We start from the raw sequence: 20,392 nt of genomic DNA on the forward strand, positions 1-20,392 counted from the left end.
TGGGCCGAATAAGCGTCAGCATATCAGACAGATTCAAGGACGGAATTCATGCGTTTTGGTCGCATTGCGGCATTCTGTGCCGCTTCAGTTATCACCCTCGCCGCTCCCGCTTTCGCCCAGACCCCTTATGATGGCAACTGGCACGTCACCATCGTCACCAAGAGCGGCACCTGCGAGCCGACCGCGAGCTCCATGCTGACGGTTGCCGACGGCAAGATCACCGCGCCCGGCGCTAACGTTTCCGGCACCATCGGCAGCGGGGGACTTGTGAAAGTTTCGATCAATGGTGCATATGCCAACGGTCAACTCAGCGGCAACGCCGGATCGGGGAAGTGGAATGGAGCATCTGCAGGCATACCGTGCAGTGGGCGGTGGGAAGCATCGCGCCAGTAAGAAGTTCGGGACCAGCGTCGTAAGCCGGCGGCTGCTGATCGCGGCCGCCGTTTTGTTTGCGGTGGGGATCACCAGCTCTGAGAGCAAGGCCCAGTCCAGCCCGTTCGCCCCGCTGGCGGGCAACTGGAGCGGTGCAGGCACCGTCACGCTGGATGACGGCTCGACCGAGCGGATCCGCTGCCGGGCCAGATACGCCCCGATCGGACCGACGATGGAGATGTCGCTGACCTGCGCCAGCGACGCCTACAAGTTCAATCTCGGCGCCAATGTCAGGGCCGAAGGCGGCGCCATCGCCGGCAGCTGGTCCGAGGCCAGCCGCAACATCAGCGGCTCCCTCCAGGGCCGCGGCGCTGGCGGAAACTACGAGCTGGTCGCCTCGACCGCCGGCTTCAACGCCAACATCTCGTTGAAGACGTCCGGCAACAAGCAGAACGTCACGATGCGCGCGGACAGCCAGTTCCGCGGCGCCAACATTTCGCTGTCGCGCTAAGGCGGGCCGCGTTCAAGCCAAAAGCCCCGGCGATTCCGCCGGGGCTTTTTTATGCGTTTTATGCGTTCGGCACGAACGCCGTGACCTCGATCTCGACCTTGGCGCGCTCGTCCACGAGACCGCCGATGTAGAGCAGCGTCGAGGGCGGAAAATTGCGCCCCAGCGTTTCCTTCCAGGCCGCGCCGATGCCCGCGCCCGCGGCCTCATATTCGCTGCGGCTGGTCAGGTACCAGGTCAGGCGGACGATGTGCTCCGGACCGGCACCGGCCTCGCCCAGCAGCTTGATGATGCGCTTCAGCGCGGTTGCGACCTGCGGCGCCATATCAGGCGCGTAATTGCCGGTCTCGTCGCCGCCGGTCTGCCCGGCCAGCACCACCCAACGGCCCGGCCCTTCGGCCACCACGCCGTGAGAAAAGCCCCGCGGTTTCTTCCATTCGGCCGGCTGCAAGATTTGCATGAGCGAAGATCTCCCTTTTCTTGTTGTTCAATGATGCCTTAGCACGCCGCCACGCATCGCTGCATCCGCAGTTTTGGCCGTTGCAAACGCCGGCGATGTCGCCGATACCGGCCCTCCCCTCAGGCTCGATCGCCCGCGCCAGCAATGATGACCGCGACACCGTCCAAAACGATGGCTGCACTGTGGATGGCCGGCTGGCTGGCGCTGATGCTGGTCATGGCGGTTGCCGGCCGCGAGACTACGCGCGAGCTGAACGTCTTCCAGATCATGGAAGTGCGCTCGGTGATCGGGTTCACGCTGCTGCTGCCGATCATCTACCGGGCCGGCGGTTTCAAGGCGGTCGCGACCAAACGCCTGCCCCAGCACCTCGCGCGCAACGGCGTCCATTATTTTGCGCAGCTCGGCTGGTTCTACGCACTGATGCTGATCGGGATCGGCCAGGTCGTCGCGATCGAATTCACCATGCCGATCTGGACCGCGGTGCTGGCCGCGACCTTCCTGTCCGAGCGCATGACCGTCTGGAAGATCTCCGCCATCGCGCTCGGCATCGTCGGCGTCGTCATGATCGTGCGGCCTGCCACCGGCGAGATCAATCCGGGCCAGCTGATCGCGCTGGGGGCCGCGATCGGCTTCAGCATTTCAATGATATTAGCGAAATCGCTGACGCGGACCGAGAGCGCATTGTCGATCCTGTTCTGGATGATCGTGGTGCAGATGGTCGTGGGCCTGCTGCCGACGCTCTATGTCTGGACCTGGCCGTCAACCACTCTCTGGGGGTGGCTCTTCGTCATCGGGGTCTGCGGCACATTCTCGCACTATTGCCTCGCCAGCGCGCTCCGCTACGCGGACGCAACCATCGTGGTGCCGATGGACTTCCTGCGGGTTCCGCTCACCGCGACTGTCGGCTGGCTGCTGTATTCGGAGCGGCTCGACGCCTGGACCGTGCTCGGCGCGACGCTAATCCTGTGCGGCAATCTCCTGAACCTGAAGCCGACCGCCCCGGTTCCTGCCCGCGCGCAGTGAACCCGCGCGCAGCCTCGCACGACAAAAACCAAGTGGCCGTGTGATTTGGATCACGTTGGAGGGTCCTTCCATCGTGCACATTCGGCCACACAGCAGCGGGTTGAATACGACGTACTGCCGTTTTGGTGGCGCGAAGTCGGGCACTTCGTGTAGGTTCGTTGCCAATTTGTTGCTGCCTGCAATTCGATTCTGTTGGGGATTTCAGATGCGCACTCTCACCCTGCTCGCTTCGCTGATGTGCATGGCACTGTCGGTCAGTGCCGCGAAGGCCGACCGCCGTGTCGCTTTCGTCGTCGGCAACGGCTCCTACAAGAACGTCGCACAATTGCCGAACCCGCCGATCGACGCCAAGGCGATGGCGGCGACCCTGCGCAATGTCGGCTTCGAAGTGATCGAAGGATCCAACCTCAGCCGTGATCAGATGACCGAGAAGCTGCTCGACTTCGGCCGCAAGGCGCAAGGCTCCGATGTCGCAGTGTTCTATTACGCCGGCCACGGCATCGCGGTCGGCGGCAGCAACTACCTCCTGCCTGTCGACGCCGACATCAAGTCGGAGATGGACGTCAAGCTCGGCGCAGCCATCAATATCGACCTGACGCTCGAGCAGACCATGGGCGACGCCAAGGTCAAGCTCGTCTTCCTCGATGCCTGCCGCGACAATCCGTTCGCCGCCAAGATCAAGTCGAACTCGGCAACGCGCAGCGTCAACGTGCAGAGCGGTCTTGCCGAGATGAAGTCGGGCGAAGGCACGCTGATCGCGTTCGCCACCGGCCCGGGCCAGACCGCGCTCGACGGCCAGGAGGGCAACAACAGCCCGTTCACCCGCGCGCTGATCGACAACATCACCAAGCCCGGCGTCGAGATCCAGCAGGCGATGACGTCGGTGCGTGCCCAGGTCAACGAGGAGACCCACAAGGGCCAGCTTCCCTGGGGCCACACCAACCTGATCGGCGCGGTCTATCTCAACCAGGCCCCGACGACCCAGGTTGCCAACGCCGCGCCGACGGCAGGCATCACGCCGGCGGCGACCGGCGGCAGCTCGGACGGTGTCGAGCTCGAATACTGGCGCTCGGTCAAGGAGAGCAACAAGCCGGAAGAGCTCAACGCCTATCTCTCGGCCTACCCGAACGGCCAGTTCAAGGCGCTGGCGCTGGCGCGGCTTGCCGCGATCAAGAGCGGCCCGTCGACCACGACCCGCAACCTCAACTCCGGCATCGATCCCGCGACCTTCACCGATGACGCCAGTCAGCTCACCGAGGACCAGATCGGCCTCGACAAGGGCCAGCGCCGCGACGTGCAGCGTCGCCTGACGGGACTCGGCTTCGACACCAAGGTGACCGGCGCGTTCAGCGACGACACCCGTTCGGTGCTGAAGCGCTGGCAGGCCGCGCGCGGCTACCCCTCGACCGGCTATCTCAACAAGAACCAGCACAAGGCCCTGCTCTCCGAGATCGTGGCGGGCGCACCGGCCACCGCGAGCGACGAGAGCCAAAAGCCGGCCCGGCGTGCGCCCTCCCAGGCTCAGCAGAGCGCACCGGCCCAGCATCGCGGCGGTGGCGGCGATGCCGGCGCGGCCTTCGTCGGCGGTGTCGTCGGTGGCATGATGGGCGGCATGTTCCGCCGCTGAGGCGCAAGGCCAGAGCTCAAACGGAAAAGCCCGGTGCCAGCCGGGCTTTTTCGTTGCTAGTAGTCCTGGGTGAACCACGGCACGAGCGTCCGGATCCGCGGCATCGCCTGCATCGTAATGCTCGTCCGAGCCATCTCCGCGATGCGCGGCGCCAGTGATGAGAGATCGCCACGGCGGGTCACCAGAAGCAGCTCACGAAAAAATCCGGGGCCCGGCAGAGGGAGAGCGCTGACCTGACCAGCGTGAGCGAGCCCCTGCAACAGACACAGCGGCGTGGTGATCGCCACGCCCATCCCGGTAGCGACCATGGCGACCAGGCTGTCCGAGGTGTCAAACTCGAAGGCCCGCGGCGGTCGAATGCCCAAACGGCTCAGGTGGCGCTCGACCTGAGCGCCTGCATAGGAGCGTTCGCTGTACCGGACCAGGCGATGCCGGGTCAGGATCTCCCGCAAATCAAGGTCAGCAAATTCGGCTTCCAATCCGCGCGGCACTACCAGCAGATTTGGCTCGCGGTAGAATGGGAAGCGCTCGATATCATACAGGTCATCCATCGCATCGCAGGTGATCGCCGCGTCGATCGTTCGGTGGACCAGCGCCTCGGCATGCGAGTGAGCAAGGCCAGACCAAACGGACAGACTCAGTGCGACCTCGCCCGTCATGAGCTCCTTGACGAGGTGTGCGCCAACCGTGGCAGCATAGGAGTCGATGAGGCCGAGCCTCAGATCGACACGCTCAGGCAGTTTCGCTGCGTCCCGGAGTGCACTGAGTAATGCGTCAAAGTCGCGATTCAGATCGCGAACACGGCCAGCAAGGATGCGGCCCGCCCGCGTCAGTGTAAGGGGCCTCCGGCTGCGGTTGAAGAACGCGACGCCGATCGAGGCCTCGGCCCGCCGCACAGCCTGAGAGACCGCTGATTGCGTCATCCCGAACTGACGCGACGCCTGAAGCATGCTGCCGGACTCCGCGACGGCAGCGACAATCTGCAAGCTTCGCAAGTCTGGGCTGGGTGGCGTCATATCTCCAGCTTAAGCAGAAGTCATATTAACATGCAAATTGCCTTCATTATATGAATTATCCTTGTAGGAGAGCCGCATCCGAAAGCAGACTTCGGATCGTCCTAACAATTAAGCAGTCCCGATCGATGAGCGAGAAAGCGGATATTCTGGTGATCGGCCTCGGTGCCATGGGCAGCGCGGCCCTCTATCAACTGGCCAAGCGAGGGGTAAGGGCGGTCGGCCTCGATCGCTTTGCCCCGCCCCACACGATGGGATCCAGCCATGGCGAAACCCGCATCACCAGGCAGGCGGTCGGCGAAGGCCGCGATTACGTGCCCCTGGTGCTGGATACCCACCGGATCTGGCGTGAGCTCGAGGCCGAGACGTCTGCCGAGCTGCTGAACCCATGCGGCCTCGTCGTCATGGCGCCCGGTGTCGGCGAGACGTCGCACCATGGCAAGCCGGATTTCGTCGCGCGCTCGATTGGAGCGGCGCGTGACTTCGGCATCGCGCATGAAGTGATCGACGGCCGAGAGGTGGCTCATCGCTTCCCGCAGTTCCTGAATCTCCAGGGCAACGAGAAGGCCTATTACGAGCCCGGCGGAGGGTACGTTTTTCCCGAGCGCTGCATCAAGGCGCAGCTGACGCGCGCGGAGCAGCTCGGAGCAACGATCCGCACGGGAGTTGAGGTTCTCTCGATCGCGCAGCGCGGCTCCGCCGTTCGGGTGGAAACGTCCTCGGGCACATTCGAGGCCGACCAGGTCGTGGTGTCGGCCGGCGGCTGGAATTCCCACCTGCTCGGCGCGCCGTTTGATCGCGTGCTCACGGTGAAGCGGCAGGTGCTGCATTGGTACGAGCTCGAGGATACCAGCGCGTATCGCGCCGACGCCCCTGTGTTCATCTGGATGCACGGCGCGACGGATGTCGACTACCTCTACGGCTTCCCGCCGCTGCCTGGCGATCGTCGTCTCAAGGTCGCGACCGAGCAGTACGAGACCAACACGACGGCCGACGCCATCGACCGCACCGTCGATCCCGCGGAATCGGCTGAAATGTACCGGAAGCACGTCGCGGGGCGGCTCGCCGGCGCCACGCCGCGCGTCGCGCAGGCGGCCGCCTGCATCTACACGGTGACGCCCGATCGGGGCTTCATCATCGGCCGCCATCCCGACCATGACCGGATTTGTGTCGTCTCGGCGTGCTCGGGCCACGGCTTCAAGCACTCTGCAGGTATCGGCAATGTCGTGGCCGGGATGGTGACCGACGGTCGCAGCGCGATCGACCTCAGCCCATTCTCCATCTCACGATTTTCGTGACGTTTGGCACGAGCCTTGTATCTTGAAAAAGCACGCGCAACGCGCGTCGTGATCACAATCCTGGAGGCGTCATCCGATGAGAGACATTGTCCGTTCCATGATGACAGGCATCGCGGCGCTGCTGATGCTTGGCAGTGCCCAAGCCGCCGATGGCGTCGATGCCATCAAGCAGCGCGGCACGTTGAATGTCGGCGTCAAGGCTGACTACAAGCCCTTCGGGTTCCGCGATCCCACGGGAAACGTGGTCGGCATCGAGCCGGATCTCGCCGCGGACATCGCCAAGCGCCTCGGCGTCAAACTCGAACTCGTTCCGGTCGCGGCCTCCAACAGAATCGAATTTCTTCAGCAGGGAAAAGTCGACCTGCTGATCGCGACCATGTCGGACAGGCCGGAGCGCCGTCGCGTGGTTCAAGCCATCGAACCGCTATACTACTCGGACTACGTGAACATCCTTCTCAACAAGAAGTCCGGCATCAAGGACTGGGCCGAGCTCAAGGGAAAACCCGTCTGTGCAACGTCGGGAGCCTGGTACAACAAGGACGTTGCCAAATCCTACGGCCCCGAAATCGTTGCGTTTGACGGCTCGGAGAAGCCTCTGTTCGCCATGAAGCAGGGCAACTGCATCGGCTATGTCTACGATCAGACCTTCCTGCAAGGAAAACTGCTCGAGGACGAGTGGAAGGCGGACTACGACTTGCCCCTGAAAGGTATTTTGCCATCGCCATGGATGATCGCTGTCGCGCTCGATAATGCCAGCCTTCAGAAGCTGCTCGAAGATACGACAAAGGACTGGATGAAGACCGGCTTCATCGTGGCAGCGGAAAAGAAATGGGGCATTACGCCGACCGAGTACTCGCTGCTCATGCACGAGCAATACAAGGACAAATAGACGCGCAGAGCGGAGCGCCAGATCCATCTTGCGCTCCGAACAGGTCGAGCCAATGCACTGATACGAGGCATCGCCTCAACAGTTTGGTGTCGCGCAAAATGCACGAAATCGGCGACTGGTTTCAACGGCTCTACGAAACAACGGGGCTGAATTTCTCCGTATTCTACGATGCCTACGATTGGGATCGCTATTTCGGCGGGCTCAAGATGACGTTGCTTCTGAGTGTCACGACCATCCTGCTGAGCCTCATGATCGGCGCGGTTGGCGCCTTGCTGCAGGGCAGTCCGTCGATGTTGTTGCGGTTGCCCGTCAATGCTTTCGTGGTGGTGTTCCGCAACACGCCGCCGCTGGTCCAGATCTTCTTTTTCTATTTCGGCCTCGGCACCATGCTCCCAGCGGTCGAGGCGGCGGGCATGCGCGTTCCGCTGCTGAGCAACGTCCAATGGGCCATCATTTCGCTGTCACTGTTCGCGGCCGCCTTCAACGTCGAAATCTTCCGCTCCGGTATCGAGGCGGTGCCGAGGACGACGCTGGAAGCCGCGGAAGCGCTCGGATATACGCGCCTCAAGGCTTACGTCCATATCGTCCTTCCGCTGGCCATTCGCGTCTGCCTTCCCGCACTGAACAACAACCTCGTCAACCTGCTCAAGACGACGACGCTCGCCTACGCGATCGCCGTTCCCGAGACGCTGTATGCGGTCAAGCAGATCTGGTCGGAATCGCAGAACGTCTTCGAAATGATGGTCGTATTGCTGGCGACCTACGGCATCCTTGTCGGCGTCCTCGTCTGGCTGATGCATCGCTGGGAGCGGGCGATGCGCATCCCGGGATATGCCCGATGAAAGACGCCCAGGCCGAGCACAGGCTTGCCGTCCTTCTGCCGTATCGTCCCATGCAGGCCCGGATGTCCGTTCGGATCGGCCCGCTGGCCGCAGCGATCCTCTGTTTCTGCGCCATCATGGCCGCGTCCACCGCGTGGGCGCAGACCGGACCGGCGGTGCTATCCCCGCTGCAAGTCATCGTGAAATGGTCGCCGCTGCTGCTGCGAGGGTTCGCCTTCAATATCCTGATCTCCCTGCTGGCCATGCTGCTGGGGACCATCGCCGGGCTTGGCCTGGGTCTGGGGTTGCTGTCGGAGTTTCGACCGCTCGCAACCGTCAGCTGGCTCCTGACTCAATTCTTCCGCAACGCGCCCTGGCTGGTGCTGCTGTTCTTCGTCATGTTTCTGGTGCCCTTCCAGATCACCCTCTTCAAGACGACCATCCCCTTGCCGGACTGGATCAAGGCAACGGTGGGCTTCGCATTGCCCGTGATGGCGAATGTCGCGGAGGTCGTGCGCGGTGCCGTCCGCTCCATTCCGTCGACGCAATGGGAGGCGGCGGAATCGCTCTCGTTCACGCGGCGCCAGACGATGTGGCTGATCATGCTGCCACAATGCATCAAGCGCATGCTGCCGCCCTGGATGAACGTCTATGCGCTGGTCGCGATGTCGACGGTGCTGGCATCGATCGTCGGTGTTTCGGAAATGCTCACGCTGACGGCGCAGGTGCATGCCGCCGAAGGCGGCAGGCCGGAGCTGTTCGCGCCGCTCTATGGTTTCGCGCTGCTGTGTTTCTTTCTCTACTGTTATCCGATCAACCTCTGGACCGCTCGTCTCGAGCGCCGGTTCCGCATACGCTGAGGGAGCAGAGCATGGCCACGAGCTGGACTCCGGATCAGCCCATCGTCCAATGCGTCGACGTCAGAAAGTCGTTCGGAGCTCTCGAGGTTCTGAAAGGCATCAGCCTGTCGGTCAAAAAGAGCGAGGTGATCTGTATCATCGGCCCGTCCGGATCAGGAAAATCCACGCTGATCCGCTGCATCAATGCGCTCCAGCCGATTACGTCCGGCAGCATTCAGATCGAAGGCATCGAGGTGTCCGATCCCAGGCTCGACAAGCTGGCGCTGCGCCGCAAGGTCGGGATGGTGTTTCAGCAGTACAATCTTTTCCCGCACAAGACCGCGCTCCAGAACGTGATGATGGCGCCGATCCATGTTCTCGGCCAGAAACGTGCCGAGGTCGAAGCCCGCGCCCGGGCGCTGCTTGCCAAGGTGCGGCTCGCGGGGAAGGAGGATACCTATCCCGGCGAACTCTCAGGCGGACAGCAGCAGCGCGTGGCCATCGCCCGCTCGCTGGCGATGCGACCGGACATCATGCTGTTCGACGAAGTGACGGCCGCCCTCGATCCGGAAACGGTCAAGGAGGTCCTGGTCACCATCCGGGAGCTTGCCGAGGATGGCATGACCTGCCTCCTCGTCACCCATGAAATGAACTTCGCGCGTGAGGTCGCCGATCACGTCTACTTCACCGACCGCGGTGTGATCGTCGAGCACGGGCCGCCGGAAGCCTTGTTTACGGCAGCCAAGGACGAGCGAACGCAGCGGTTTCTGTCGCAGGTCCTCTGAATTCCAGCGCCCCGGCGGCCGGCCCTTACTTCCCCGCCGCCTTGCGCAGCGCCTCGTTGATGCGGTCCTGCCAGCCCGGTCCGCCCTGCTGGAAGAACTCCAGCACGTCCTGGTCGATGCGCAGCGTGACCTGCTCCTTGATACCCGGCGCCACGTTCGGCTTCGGTGGCGCCACGGTGACCTTGGCGGTCACCTTCTTGAACGCCGCCTCGGCCTCCGACCGCGCATCGCCCAGCGTGCGCGGCCGCCTCGGTTGATCCGTCATGTCCTAGATTCCCTCAAACAGAGCCGTCGAAAGATACCGCTCGGAGAAGGACGGCACTATAGCCAGAATGGTTTTTCCCGCAGCTTCCGGCCGCTTGCCGATCTGGAGCGCAGCCGCGATCGCCGCGCCCGAGGAGATGCCGCCGGGAATGCCCTCATGCCGCGCCAGCGCCCGTGCGGTCTCGATCGCGGTCGTCGAGTTGATCTTCACGATCTCGTCAATCACCGAGCGGTCGAGGATTTCGGGCACGAAGCCGGCGCCGATGCCCTGGATCTTGTGCGGCGTGTGCTGGCCGCCTGAGAGCACCGGACTTTCCTCCGGCTCGACCGCCACCACCCGCAAGGACGGCTTGCGCGGCTTGAGCACCTGGCCGACGCCGGTGATGGTGCCGCCGGTGCCGACGCCGGCGACGAAGATATCGACGTTGCCGCCGGTGTCGTTCCAGATCTCCTCGGCGGTGGTCCGGCGGTGCACCTCGGGATTGGCGAGGTTCTTGAACTGCTGCGGCATGACCGAATTCGGCGTCGTCTTCAGGAGCTCCTCGGCGGTCGCGATCGCGCCCTTCATGCCCTGTGCCGCTGGCGTCAGCACCAGCTCTGCGCCGAGAAAGGCGAGCATCTTGCGCCGCTCGATCGACATCGATTCCGGCATCACCAGCTTGAGCCGGTAACCACGCGAGGCCGCGACGAAGGCGAGCGCGATGCCGGTGTTGCCCGAGGTCGGCTCGATCAGCACGGTGTCGGGCTTGACGATGCCGGCCTTCTCCATCGCGATGATCATGGCCGCGCCGATGCGATCCTTCACGCTCGCGGCGGGATTGAAATATTCAAGTTTTGCCAAAATCGTCGCGTTGACGCCGTGCATGCCCGGCAGCCGCTGCAAGCGCACGATCGGCGTGTCGCCAAAGGCCTCGACGATCGAAGAGTAGATCCGGCCGCGGCCGGGCTGGTGCGCTGCACCCGTGTTGGACGATGCGTCCATGATGAACTCCCTGTGACGACAATTTCTGTTTCTGCAGCGTCTCTTGCGCAGTAACGGACAGCTTGGGACGACACGCAAGCGACAATGCGGCACATGTTAAATACGCTGCATCGCAAAATCGCGTGAGCTGTAATTATCAGAAAACCAACGCATTTGTGTTGCGACCTCGTCAACTGATTCGGTCTATGTTAGACTTAGGTCTCAAAGCAGAGAGGTCACCACGATGCCAGCAGTTGCTGAAGTGTTGTCGACCGTCGCATATCACCGCGACCCGCGTTGCAGCGAGTTGCCCACCTGCCCCGTCTGCGCTGACTCGATGGTCGCCGCCGAAGCATCCGCCTACATCTCTGACCGCCTGATCAGCTATCTCTGGACTTGCGACAATTGCGGCTACGGCTTCGTGACCAAGCACGCCGTCAAGCAGCGGATCGTCTGCAATTGATTAGCGCGCGGCGATGTCGCCCCTCGCCCAGTCCTGGCGCGTACGCTGGTAGAATTCGTCGAACGTCCCGTGTGCGATCGCGTCCCTGATGCCCTGCATCAGGAACTGGTAGTAGGCGATATTGATCTCGGAGAGCAGCATGGCGCCCAGCGTCTCGCCCGCCTTGACGAGATGATGCAGGTAGGCGCGCGCGTAGTTGCGCGCCGACGGCCAGGAACTCTCTTCGTCGAGCGGGCGCGGATCATCGGCATGGCGCGCGTTGCGCAAATTGACCTGGCCGAAGCGCGTGAAGGCAACGCCATGCCGGCCATTCCGCGTCGGCATCACGCAATCGAACATGTCGATGCCGCGCTTGACCGCCTCGAGGATGTCGTCCGGCGTGCCGACGCCCATCAAATAGCGCGGCCGCTCCCTCGGCAGCATCGGTGCGGTCTCGTCGATCATCGCCAGCATCACCGCCTGCGGCTCGCCGACGGCAAGTCCGCCGATGGCATAGCCGTGGAAGCCGATTGCGACGAGGCCTTCGGCGCTGGCGTGGCGAAGCTGCGGCACGTCGCCGCCCTGCACGATGCCGAACAGCATGTAACCGTCGGGCGCACTCTCGAATGCGCGCTTGCTTCGCTCGGCCCAGCGCAGCGACAGCTGCATCGCCCGTTCGATGTCGTCCCGCTCGGCCGGCAGCCGCACGCATTCGTCCATCTGCATGGCGATGTCGGAGCCGAGGAAGCGCTGCACCTCGATCGAGCGCTCCGGTGACAGCTCGACCTTGGCGCCGTCGATATGCGAACGGAATGTGACGGCGTTCTCGGTGACCTTGCGCAGGTCCGACAGCGACATCACCTGGAAGCCGCCGGAATCCGTCAGCATCGGCCCGTTCCAGCCGGTGAACCGCTGCAGGCCGCCGAGCGCCGAGATCCGCTCGGCGCCGGGACGCAGCATCAGATGATAGGTGTTGCCGAGCACGATGTCGGCGCCGGCCTCGCGCACCTCGCGCCAGTGCATGCCCTTCATGGCGCCGGCGGTTCCGACCGGCATGAAGGCCGGCGTCCGCACCACGCCGTGCGGCGTGGTCAGGCGCCCGGTGCGCGCGGCGCCATCGGTGGCGAGCAGCTCGAAATGATTGGGTAGACCGGTGTCGGGAAGATTCATGGTCGTGCTTATTGCGTGTCGGAAGAGGCTGATCAACCCGCCCGGACCACGCCAGAGCCGGCTTGTGGTTCAGACCGGGACATATTTGACGCCGACTTGATCGCCCGGCGGGCTTGCCAAACAAAACGATACAGTGTAGTTTTTACGCGGGGCTGGACGAGATGCCGCGGTGAATAATGCCGGCGGCAGTATTTGCGTGATCGTCAGCCACCGACAATGCCCTCCGCTTCATGTTCGACCGAAATGTCCGGCCCCTCGCGCGGCTGGATCAGACAGACAGGCGTCCGCCTGACCGGATTCCTGGTTCTGGCGTGCAGCCTGGCACTCGGCGCCTGCACCTCCCTGCCCCGCACGCCCTATACGGCCGCCGAGGCCAGCACGTCGCGCGTGCTCGATATCGACGGTCTCAGGCGCTACGCCGACGAGCCCGTCACGAAATTCAGCTTCGAGAAGGACACCAGCACCGCCACGAAATCCTATCTGGCGCTCTCCGGCGGCGGCGCTGACGGCGCCTATGGCGTCGGCGTGTTGAGCGGTTGGACCGCCGCCAGAACCCGTCCCACCTTCTCGGTCGTCTCGGGCGTGAGCACCGGCGGCCTGATCGCGCCCTTTGCGTTCCTCGGCTCGCAATATGACGACACGCTGAGGGAGGTCTACACCAGCGGCATCGCCGAGAGCCTCCTGAACGATCCCAGCATCATGCGCGTGCTGTTCGGATCCGGCCTGTTCGGCAACACGCGGCTGCGCGAGCTCGTCGCCCGCTATGTCGGGCCGGAGATCATGGCACAGGTCGCGCGTGAAAATGCCAAGGGGCGAAGGCTGCTGGTGGTGACCACCGATCTCGACACCCAACGGACGGCCATCTGGGACATGGGCAAGATCGCAGCGGTCGGAACACCCGAGGCGCTCAAACTGTTTCGCGACGTGATGGCGGCCTCCGCCAGCATTCCCCTGGTGTTTCCGCCCATCATGATCGACGCCGAAGGCCAGGGCCGCAGATTTCAGGAGATGCATGTCGACGGCGGCGTGACCGCGCCGGTGCTGACGCTGCCGGAAGCCCTGCTCTCCCAGGACCGCCTGCCCGGCAACGCGCGGATGAACATCTACATCCTCGTCAACAAGAAGATCGAACGCAATTTCGAGCTCGTGTCCAACAGCACCATCGACGTCGCCTCGCGCAGCCTGTCGTCGATCACCCAGTCGCAGACGCGCTCGATCATCTTCTCGACCTATGACTTCGCCAAGCGCAACAATCTCGGCTTCCACCTCTCCTACATCGCGCGCGATTATCCCGCGCCGCCTTCGGAAGGGTTCGACACCGCCTATATGCGGGCGCTGTATCAATACGGATATGAGAAGGCTGCCTCCGGCCAGGCCTGGACTTCGAAGCTGCCGTGATCTCTCGTGACGGAACGAGACCGTGCCGAAACCGTTGACGATATGGCCAATTCGGCCAGATTCGCGATGACGCCCCCGCTCCTGCGCGATATAGAGCGAATGTCGACGATTAGAAGCGCGCAGGAATCATTGGGCATGGGATTGACTGCGACCAGGACAAAACCAGCAACGCCACGGCGCGAGGTGCCGAAATCGCGCGGCGGCCGTCCGACGAAAACCGCTGCGATCGAGCGCGATCAGCGGCTGATCGAGGTCGCCACCCGCCTGTTCCTGGATCGCGGCTTCGACGCGACCTCGCTCGACGCGGTCGCCGAAGCGGCCAGGGTCAGCAAACCCACCGTCTATTCCCGTTACGGGGACAAGCGCGGCCTGTTTGCCGCCGTGCTGAGGCGCGAAATCGCGCGCTGGCTTGCGCCGCTATCGGCAGCCGCCGAGACCCAGCTCTCCAGCGCCTCGGACATTTCGGTCGAGCAGCGGCTGGTCGAGATCGGGCGGGAGATGCTGACCTTCACCTGCGGGCCCGATGCTGTCGCATTCAGCCGCATGATGACGTCACAGGCCATCAACTTCCCCGACATCGCCAAGCTCGGCAAGGAGGAAGGCTGGCTGAAGGCCGTCGCTACCACGGCCCGCTTCTTCGACCATCTGGTGGCGCAGGGCGCACTCGACGTCGACGACACCACGATCGCGGCAGAGGTGTTCCTCGACGTCGTCGTCGGTCACACCCACCGCCTGGCGACGTTCGGAACGGCGCTGGAATTGAAGGCCGCCGAGAAGCGCATGCGCGCGGCGATCAAGCTGTTCCTGGCTGGTGCGCTGGGACCAGCAGACCGCATCCAGAGCGCCGCAAAGGGCACCCAGCGGCGGCGCCCATCCCGCTGACAATTCCGTGAGGTAGCGACGTTTCCCCTTCGAGGTTACGCCCGCGTCATTGACCAAAACAAAACGATACGGTATGGTTTAGTTATAAGCGATACGGACCGCTTTTTCACCGGCCCCAAGGTCGTCCGCACCGCCCAAGATCGCCGTGCCGGGGTACAGCCCGCTGCGACGCTCCGCGGCCGGCCGATGCCCAAGGCCGGCCGCGAATTCTTTACGATCATCCGGCACACTCGCTGGCCGAGGGTTTCGAGCATGACGACAGCCAAACGATGGATCTCGGTATTACTCGCGATCGCCTTGCCCGCGCTGCTCCTTGCCGCGCCGGCGCAGGCGACCGTGACCGGAGGCACGCCGACCGCGCTTCACGGCGACACAGATGGTGATGCCGGGGTGGACCGCCAAGCGGTCAGCCGCGAAATCGAACGATTCCGCAGCTCGTCGATCTCGATCAGCCAGGCCATGGCGATCGCGGAAGCCCGTCACGCCGGCGCCACGACGGCGGATGTGAGTTTCGACGGAGGCTCCGGCGTGCCGGTCTACCGGGTGAAGACCCTGCACAACGACCGCATCTGGCGCCACACCATCAACGCCGCGACCGGCGAGCTCGTCGGCGGCGAAGCCGCCCTCCCCCTGGCCGAACTCGATCTCGACGACCGCAGCAACCTCGCGGCGCTCGGTGCCATCAAGCACCGCCTTGCGGATGCCGTGCACGTCGCCGAACGTGCGGCCTCCGGCAAGGCGATCAGCGGCGGACTGGTGCGCGAACAGGGCCGGCTGAATTTCGCGATCGTCGTCATCAGCGGCGACAACCTCAAGGAGGTCATCCTGGAGCCGCCGGGCGCCCGGGTGAAATAGCGGCAGCCACAATCCCGCCGAAAAGCCATTGACGGGCGCAAAACTCTCCCGCATAAGTCGCCGCCATGTTCACGACCACCAAACGCACGACCAAAACCACCACGGCCTTCGGGGCCCGGGGAGGCGTGCGCGCGTAGGTCGTCGACTTAAACGCAATCCACTCTACCGAAGCTCCGACCTCTGGTCCGGGGCTTTTTTGTTGTCTTCAGCTCAATGCAATGGAGGAGAATGTGAGTAACGATCCCGTCGTCGCGATTGTCGGCGTCACCGGTGCGGTGGGCGCCGAATTCATCGCCACCATGGACAAGCGCGGCTTTCGCGTCGGCAAGCTCAAGGCGCTCGCCAGCGCCCGCTCGGCCGGCAAGACGGTGTGGTTCCGCGGGCAGAACGTCGTCATCGAAGAGCTGACCGAGCGCGCCTTCGGGGACGTCGACATCGCTCTGTTCTCCGCCGGCGGCAGCATCTCCAAGAAGTTCGCGCCTGTAGCGGTCAAGGCCGGCGCCGTCGTGGTCGACAACTCCTCGGCCTTCCGCATGGACCCGAACGTGCCGCTGGTGATCCCCGAGATCAACGCCAACCGCATCCGCGACCACAAGGGCATCATTGCCAACCCGAACTGCGCCGCGATCACCGCGCTGGTGCCGCTCTGGCCGATCCACCAGAACAACCGCATCAAGCGCGTCATCATCTCGACCTACCAGGCGGCCTCCGGCGCCGGCGCCGCCGCGATGGACGAGCTCGTCGAGTCCACCCGCGCCAATCTCAACGGGCAGGTCTATACGCCCAAGGTCATGCCGCACCCCTACGCCTTCAATCTCTTCAACCACAACACCGCCGTCGATCCCGAGACCGGCTACAACGACGAAGAGACCAAGGTCATCAAGGAAACCCGCAAGATCTTCGAGGACGACAAGATCGCGATCGGCGTCACCTGCGTCCGCGTGCCGGTGCTGCGCGCCCATTGCGAGGCCATCACCTTCGAATGCGAGAAGCCGATCACCGAGGACCAGGTCCGCGCCATCATGGCGCAGGCGCCCGGCGTGAAGCTCGTCGACGACCGCGTGAAGAACTACTTCCCGATGCCGATCGACGCTTCGGGCCAGGACGACGTCCTGGTCGGCCGCATCCGCAAGGATCTCAGCGATCCCTCAGGGCATTCGATCTCGATGTTCGTGGCGGCGGACCAGCTGCTCAAGGGCGCCGCGCTGAACGCCGTGCAGATCGCGGAGCTGTTGCCACAGCGCGTGATGGCGTAACGCAAGGTGTCGTAGGGTGGGCAAAGGCGCGCAAGCGCCGTGCCCACCACTTCCCTCGCGCATCTACGAAAGATGGTGGGCACGCTTCGCTTTGCCCACCCTACGGCGCCGAAATTAGTCGCGCGCGCGGAACAACAAGCACGCATCCCCGTACGAATAGAACCGGTAGCCTTTCGCGATCGCGTGCGCATACGCTTGCTGCATCGCTTCGAGCCCGGAGAACGCCGACACCAGCATGAACAGCGTCGACTTCGGCAAATGGAAATTGGTCAGCAGGATATCGACGGCACGGAAGCGATAGCCGGGGGTGATGAAGATCGACGTCTCGGCTGTGAACGGCTGGATGGTGCCGTCCTCGGCCGCAGAGCTTTCCAGAAGCCGCAGTGACGTCGTGCCGACGGCGATGATGCGCCCGCCGTTCCGCCGTGCGGCGTTGAGCCGCTCCGCCGTCTCGGCCGAGATCGTGCCCCATTCGGCATGCATCTTGTGGCCTTCGGTGTCCTCGACCTTGACCGGCAGGAACGTCCCTGCCCCGACATGCAGCGTGACGCGGTTGATGCCGACGCCGCGGTCGCTCAGCGCCTGCTCCAGCGCCGGAGTGAAATGCAGTCCCGCAGTTGGGGCTGCGACCGCGCCCTCGTTCGCAGCGAACATGGTCTGGTAGTCCGCGAGGTCCTGATCGTCGGGCGTGCGCTTCGAGGCGATATAGGGCGGCAGCGGCGGGCTGCCGAGATCTGATATCGCCTGGTCGAGCGCAGGACCGTGGAAACTAAACGAGAGTGTCACCTCGCCCTCCGCGCCCTTCGCCTCGACCTCGGCGTCGAGATGGCCGAGCAGGCAGACCTTGCCTTCATTGCCGAAGCGGATGCGGTCGCCTGCCACGAGCTTCTTCGCCGGCTTCACCAGCGCCTGCCAGCGCGAGCCGTCGAGGCGCTTGATCAGCGTCGCCTCGATCTTGGGCTCGGTCTCGCGGCCGATGCGGCGCCCCTTGAGCTGCGCCGCGATCACCTTGGTGTCGTTGACGACGAGCTGGTCGCCCGTCTTCAGCCATTGCGGCAGCTCGGTGATGATCTGGTCGCGCAGCGCACCACCTTCCACGACCAGCATCTTCGCAGAGTCGCGCGGGCTCGCCGGGCGCAACGCGATGCGCTCGGCGGGCAGATCGAAATCGAAGAGATCAGTGCGCATGATAGGGCCTAGCGCGACACAGCCAGACCCTCATGGTGAGGAGGCGCGCTAGCGCCGTCTCGAACCATGAAGGCCGAGCTGCAGCAGCGGGGCCTTCATCCTTCGAGACGCGCGTTCCGCGCTCCTCAGGATGAGGGTCTACCGCTTACTCCGCGTCCGCTGCCATCCGCGCCTTGACGATCTTGTCGGGGTTCTGGACGGGCTCGCCGCGCTTGATCTTGTCGACGTTCTCCATGCCCTCGGTGACCTTGCCCCACACCGTGTACTGGTTGTCGAGGAAGCGGGCGTCGTCGAAGACGATGAAGAACTGGCTATCGGCGGAGTCGGGGCTCGCTGCACGCGCCATCGAGGTGACGCCGCGCACGTGCGGTTCCTTGTTGAACTCGGCCTTCAGCTTCTTGCCGGAGCCGCCGGTGCCGGTGCCCTGCGGGCAGCCGGTCTGCGCCATGAAGCCCTCGATCACGCGGTGGAACACGATGCCGTCGTAAAAGCCCTCGCGGACCAGTTCCTTGATGCGCGCGACGTGGCCGGGCGCGAGATCGGGCCGCATCTCGATGGTAACGGGGCCCTGCGTGGTCTCGAGGATCAGGGTGTTTTCGGTGACGCTCATACTCGTCTCTCTTGCGTTGGGGGTGAAGTCTTCCGGTTACGGAACTGGATCGCGAATGGACGACCCGCGGCGGCGCCGGCCATTGCATCGGTAAATGGCATCGGCGTGCAGCGTTGCAGCGCCTCCATCACCGCGACCCGGTATTGCAGCCGGTCATTGTCGGAGGCCTCCGCGGATTCATAGGTAATCCTCGGATGGCCCAGAATGTTTCCGGCCCGGTTAAAGCTCACGACGACGGTGATGTCGATAGGGCGAGCTTTGTTGGGCGGCGGCGGCTTCCAGCAGGTCCGCAGGTGCTGGAAGATGTCCTGGATGGTGTTGACCTGCGCGTCCTCGGCGGTCGCGCCGGAAACGCCTGAAAGCAGCAGCGCGGCAGCCAGTAGAAGCCCATTGCCACAGCGCGCCATGTTCTCATCCTATTTGATGTCGGAGGCGACCTGGACCTTCACCATCTTGTCGGGATCGGTGACGGCACCGCCGGCCGAACCGGGCGGTGCCTTCTTCAGCTTGTCGACGACGTCCATGCCCTGCACGACCTCGCCGATCACAGTGTACTGGTTATCGAGGCTGCCGCCGTCCGCGAACATGATGAAGAACTGCGAGTTGGCGCTATCGACGCTGTCGCCGCGCCGCGCCATCCCGACAATGCCGCGGGCGAAATGAACCTTGGAGAATTCCTGCTTCAGGTTCGGGTATTTCGAGCCGCCGGTGCCGTTGAATTTCTCGCCGTCGCCGGTCTGCGCCATGAAGCCGTCCATGACGCGATGGAACGGCACGTTGTTGTAATAGCCCTCGCGCGCGAGCTGCTTGATGCGCTCGGCATGCTGGGGCGCGATGTCGGTCCGCAGCTTGATGACGATGCGGCCCTTGGTGGTGTCGATGACGATGGCGTTGGCCTTGTCGAGGTTCGCCGGCAGCTGCTGCGCCACCGCCGGGACCGCGCTGAAGAGCGCGGCAAAGATCGTGGCAAGAATTGCGAGACGACGGATCATGAGAACTCCGGATCAGGTAGGATGAAGAATTGCGCCGTTATCCGGCGAATTTGGCCTTGAGCAGGTTGGCGACGAGCGGCGGCACGAAGGTCGAGATATCTCCGCCCATGGCCGCGATTTGACGCACCAACGTGCCGGTAATTGGGCGGACGGCCGGGGAGGCCGGCAGGAACACGGTTTGGACGTCGGGCGCCATGGCGCCGTTCATCCCGGCGAGCTGCATCTCGTAGTCGAGGTCGGTGCCGTCGCGCAGACCTCGAATCATGACGGTCGCGCCGTGCCTGCGTGCCGCAGTGACCGCAAGATCGTCGTAGGTCACGGCATCAAGCGTGCAGCCGACCTGGGCCGCGACCGGCCCGCAGACGTCATGGAGCATCTTGAGCCGCTCCTCAGTCGAGAACAGCGGCTTCTTGCCGGGATGGACCCCGATCGCGACCACGAGCCGATCGCACAGGGGGACACTGTTCCGGACCACGTCCAGATGGCCGTTGGTGATGGGGTCAAAGGAACCCGGGTAGAAGGCAATGCGCGGCATGACCCCGTCCTACCGCGCCCGGCCCGGCCCGGCAAGCCAGACAGGTTCCCTGCCGGTTTTTCGGCGGCGCCGTGTCGGAATCCCCCGAATTGTTTCGTCCTCCGGGCGGCCATGAAACAAAACGGAGTGCGAACGAAACCATTTCGGGCGTCCGCGAAGACGTCCGGAAACTGGCCATGGTTACTAATCCGCCCAACGAATGAC

Annotated in this window: 24 protein-coding genes; 14 read left to right on the forward strand and 10 right to left on the reverse strand. The window is 63.9% G+C overall.

All coding sequences use genetic code 11. The features are described from left to right. Positions 1–48: 48 nt before the first annotated feature. Both AC5ZFO_RS20435 and AC5ZFO_RS20440 read left to right on the forward strand, forming a co-directional pair. Positions 49–393, forward strand: a complete 345-nt coding sequence (locus AC5ZFO_RS20435) for a hypothetical protein (RefSeq protein ID WP_282519062.1) — start codon at positions 49–51, stop codon at positions 391–393. Further along, positions 338–883 carry a hypothetical protein gene (locus tag AC5ZFO_RS20440; protein ID WP_282519061.1) on the forward strand — a complete coding sequence of 182 codons (546 nt, stop codon included), beginning with the start codon at positions 338–340 and terminating at the stop codon, positions 881–883. Before AC5ZFO_RS20435 ends, AC5ZFO_RS20440 begins: the two co-directional genes overlap by 56 nt. 58 nt (positions 884–941) lie before the next feature. On the opposite strand, the gene AC5ZFO_RS20445 is transcribed toward AC5ZFO_RS20440, so the two are convergent. Beyond that, positions 942–1,340, reverse strand: coding sequence for a RidA family protein (locus AC5ZFO_RS20445; RefSeq protein WP_282519060.1), 399 nt, complete (start codon positions 1,338–1,340; stop codon positions 942–944). 147 nt (positions 1,341–1,487) lie between these two features. Here AC5ZFO_RS20445 and AC5ZFO_RS20450 point away from each other — a divergent pair, with 147 nt between their 5' ends. Both AC5ZFO_RS20450 and AC5ZFO_RS20455 read left to right on the forward strand, forming a co-directional pair. Beyond that, positions 1,488–2,363 carry a DMT family transporter gene (locus tag AC5ZFO_RS20450; RefSeq protein WP_496122493.1) on the forward strand — a complete coding sequence of 292 codons (876 nt, stop codon included), beginning with the start codon at positions 1,488–1,490 and terminating at the stop codon, positions 2,361–2,363. Between the two features lie 205 nt (positions 2,364–2,568). Next, positions 2,569–3,990: a caspase family protein gene (locus AC5ZFO_RS20455; RefSeq protein WP_282519059.1), complete on the forward strand. Its 1,422-nt coding sequence runs from the start codon at positions 2,569–2,571 to the stop codon at positions 3,988–3,990. Positions 3,991–4,046: 56 nt separating this feature from the next. Here AC5ZFO_RS20455 and AC5ZFO_RS20460 read toward each other — a convergent pair whose 3' ends face one another. Further along, positions 4,047–5,006: a LysR family transcriptional regulator gene (locus AC5ZFO_RS20460; RefSeq protein WP_282519058.1), complete on the reverse strand. Its 960-nt coding sequence runs from the start codon at positions 5,004–5,006 to the stop codon at positions 4,047–4,049. 125 nt (positions 5,007–5,131) lie between these two features. On the opposite strand from AC5ZFO_RS20460, the gene solA reads away from it, so the two are divergent. The 5 genes from solA (at position 5,132) to AC5ZFO_RS20485 (ending at position 9,635) form a co-directional block, all read left to right on the forward strand. Continuing rightward, positions 5,132–6,301 carry an N-methyl-L-tryptophan oxidase gene (gene solA / locus AC5ZFO_RS20465; RefSeq protein ID WP_282519057.1) on the forward strand — a complete coding sequence of 390 codons (1,170 nt, stop codon included), beginning with the start codon at positions 5,132–5,134 and terminating at the stop codon, positions 6,299–6,301. A 76-nt stretch (positions 6,302–6,377) separates the two neighbouring features. After that, positions 6,378–7,190, forward strand: a complete 813-nt coding sequence (locus AC5ZFO_RS20470; RefSeq protein ID WP_028152112.1) for a transporter substrate-binding domain-containing protein — start codon at positions 6,378–6,380, stop codon at positions 7,188–7,190. A gap of 98 nt (positions 7,191–7,288) precedes the next feature. Next, positions 7,289–8,032: an amino acid ABC transporter permease gene (locus AC5ZFO_RS20475; RefSeq protein WP_282519056.1), complete on the forward strand. Its 744-nt coding sequence runs from the start codon at positions 7,289–7,291 to the stop codon at positions 8,030–8,032. After that, positions 8,029–8,871 (forward strand): amino acid ABC transporter permease, encoded by an 843-nt coding sequence (locus AC5ZFO_RS20480; protein WP_282519055.1) that lies wholly within the window; start codon positions 8,029–8,031, stop codon positions 8,869–8,871. The genes AC5ZFO_RS20475 and AC5ZFO_RS20480 overlap by 4 nt, the downstream gene beginning before the upstream one ends. Positions 8,872–8,882: 11 nt before the next feature. Next, a complete protein-coding gene (locus AC5ZFO_RS20485; RefSeq protein ID WP_085404707.1) occupies positions 8,883–9,635 on the forward strand; it encodes an amino acid ABC transporter ATP-binding protein in 753 nt (250 codons plus the stop codon). A 25-nt stretch (positions 9,636–9,660) separates the two neighbouring features. On the opposite strand, the gene AC5ZFO_RS20490 is transcribed toward AC5ZFO_RS20485, so the two are convergent. After that, positions 9,661–9,900, reverse strand: a complete 240-nt coding sequence (locus tag AC5ZFO_RS20490) for a BrnA antitoxin family protein (protein WP_282519054.1) — start codon at positions 9,898–9,900, stop codon at positions 9,661–9,663. A 3-nt stretch (positions 9,901–9,903) separates the two neighbouring features. After that, positions 9,904–10,881 carry a cysteine synthase A gene (gene cysK / locus AC5ZFO_RS20495; RefSeq protein WP_282519053.1) on the reverse strand — a complete coding sequence of 326 codons (978 nt, stop codon included), beginning with the start codon at positions 10,879–10,881 and terminating at the stop codon, positions 9,904–9,906. 223 nt (positions 10,882–11,104) lie between these two features. On the opposite strand from cysK, the gene AC5ZFO_RS20500 reads away from it, so the two are divergent. Beyond that, positions 11,105–11,323 carry a hypothetical protein gene (locus AC5ZFO_RS20500; protein ID WP_282519052.1) on the forward strand — a complete coding sequence of 73 codons (219 nt, stop codon included), beginning with the start codon at positions 11,105–11,107 and terminating at the stop codon, positions 11,321–11,323. On the opposite strand, the gene tgt is transcribed toward AC5ZFO_RS20500, so the two are convergent. Continuing rightward, complete coding sequence (gene tgt, locus AC5ZFO_RS20505; RefSeq protein ID WP_496122428.1) at positions 11,324–12,472, reverse strand: tRNA guanosine(34) transglycosylase Tgt; 1,149 nt, start codon at positions 12,470–12,472, stop codon at positions 11,324–11,326. A gap of 243 nt (positions 12,473–12,715) precedes the next feature. On the opposite strand from tgt, the gene AC5ZFO_RS20510 reads away from it, so the two are divergent. From AC5ZFO_RS20510 to AC5ZFO_RS20525, 4 genes are all read left to right on the forward strand, one after another. After that, positions 12,716–13,870 (forward strand): patatin-like phospholipase family protein, encoded by a 1,155-nt coding sequence (locus tag AC5ZFO_RS20510; RefSeq protein WP_282519050.1) that lies wholly within the window; start codon positions 12,716–12,718, stop codon positions 13,868–13,870. A gap of 135 nt (positions 13,871–14,005) precedes the next feature. Next, positions 14,006–14,752, forward strand: a complete 747-nt coding sequence (locus AC5ZFO_RS20515; RefSeq protein WP_282519049.1) for a TetR/AcrR family transcriptional regulator — start codon at positions 14,006–14,008, stop codon at positions 14,750–14,752. 252 nt (positions 14,753–15,004) lie between these two features. Beyond that, positions 15,005–15,607, forward strand: a complete 603-nt coding sequence (locus AC5ZFO_RS20520) for a PepSY domain-containing protein (protein WP_282519048.1) — start codon at positions 15,005–15,007, stop codon at positions 15,605–15,607. Between the two features lie 218 nt (positions 15,608–15,825). Beyond that, the gene (locus tag AC5ZFO_RS20525; protein WP_282519047.1) at positions 15,826–16,863 is read left to right on the forward strand and encodes an aspartate-semialdehyde dehydrogenase; all 1,038 of its coding nucleotides are present in this window, start codon (positions 15,826–15,828) and stop codon (positions 16,861–16,863) included. Positions 16,864–16,977: 114 nt separating this feature from the next. Here AC5ZFO_RS20525 and queA read toward each other — a convergent pair whose 3' ends face one another. From queA to coaD, 5 genes are all read right to left on the reverse strand, one after another. Beyond that, positions 16,978–18,051, reverse strand: a complete 1,074-nt coding sequence (gene queA / locus AC5ZFO_RS20530; RefSeq protein ID WP_282519046.1) for a tRNA preQ1(34) S-adenosylmethionine ribosyltransferase-isomerase QueA — start codon at positions 18,049–18,051, stop codon at positions 16,978–16,980. 145 nt (positions 18,052–18,196) lie between these two features. Next, on the reverse strand, positions 18,197–18,661 hold the full coding sequence (locus AC5ZFO_RS20535) for a peptidylprolyl isomerase (RefSeq protein ID WP_282519045.1): 465 nt from the start codon (positions 18,659–18,661) through the stop codon (positions 18,197–18,199). Next, a complete protein-coding gene (locus AC5ZFO_RS20540) occupies positions 18,658–19,068 on the reverse strand; it encodes a UCP034077 family protein (RefSeq protein ID WP_282519044.1) in 411 nt (136 codons plus the stop codon). The genes AC5ZFO_RS20535 and AC5ZFO_RS20540 overlap by 4 nt, the downstream gene beginning before the upstream one ends. Before the next feature lie 9 nt (positions 19,069–19,077). Next, complete coding sequence (locus tag AC5ZFO_RS20545) at positions 19,078–19,653, reverse strand: peptidylprolyl isomerase (protein WP_063983168.1); 576 nt, start codon at positions 19,651–19,653, stop codon at positions 19,078–19,080. Between the two features lie 37 nt (positions 19,654–19,690). Continuing rightward, positions 19,691–20,188: a pantetheine-phosphate adenylyltransferase gene (coaD, locus tag AC5ZFO_RS20550; RefSeq protein ID WP_014495113.1), complete on the reverse strand. Its 498-nt coding sequence runs from the start codon at positions 20,186–20,188 to the stop codon at positions 19,691–19,693. Positions 20,189–20,392: the final 204 nt, after the last annotated feature.

Source organism: Bradyrhizobium sp. Unk1, assembly GCF_059512345.1.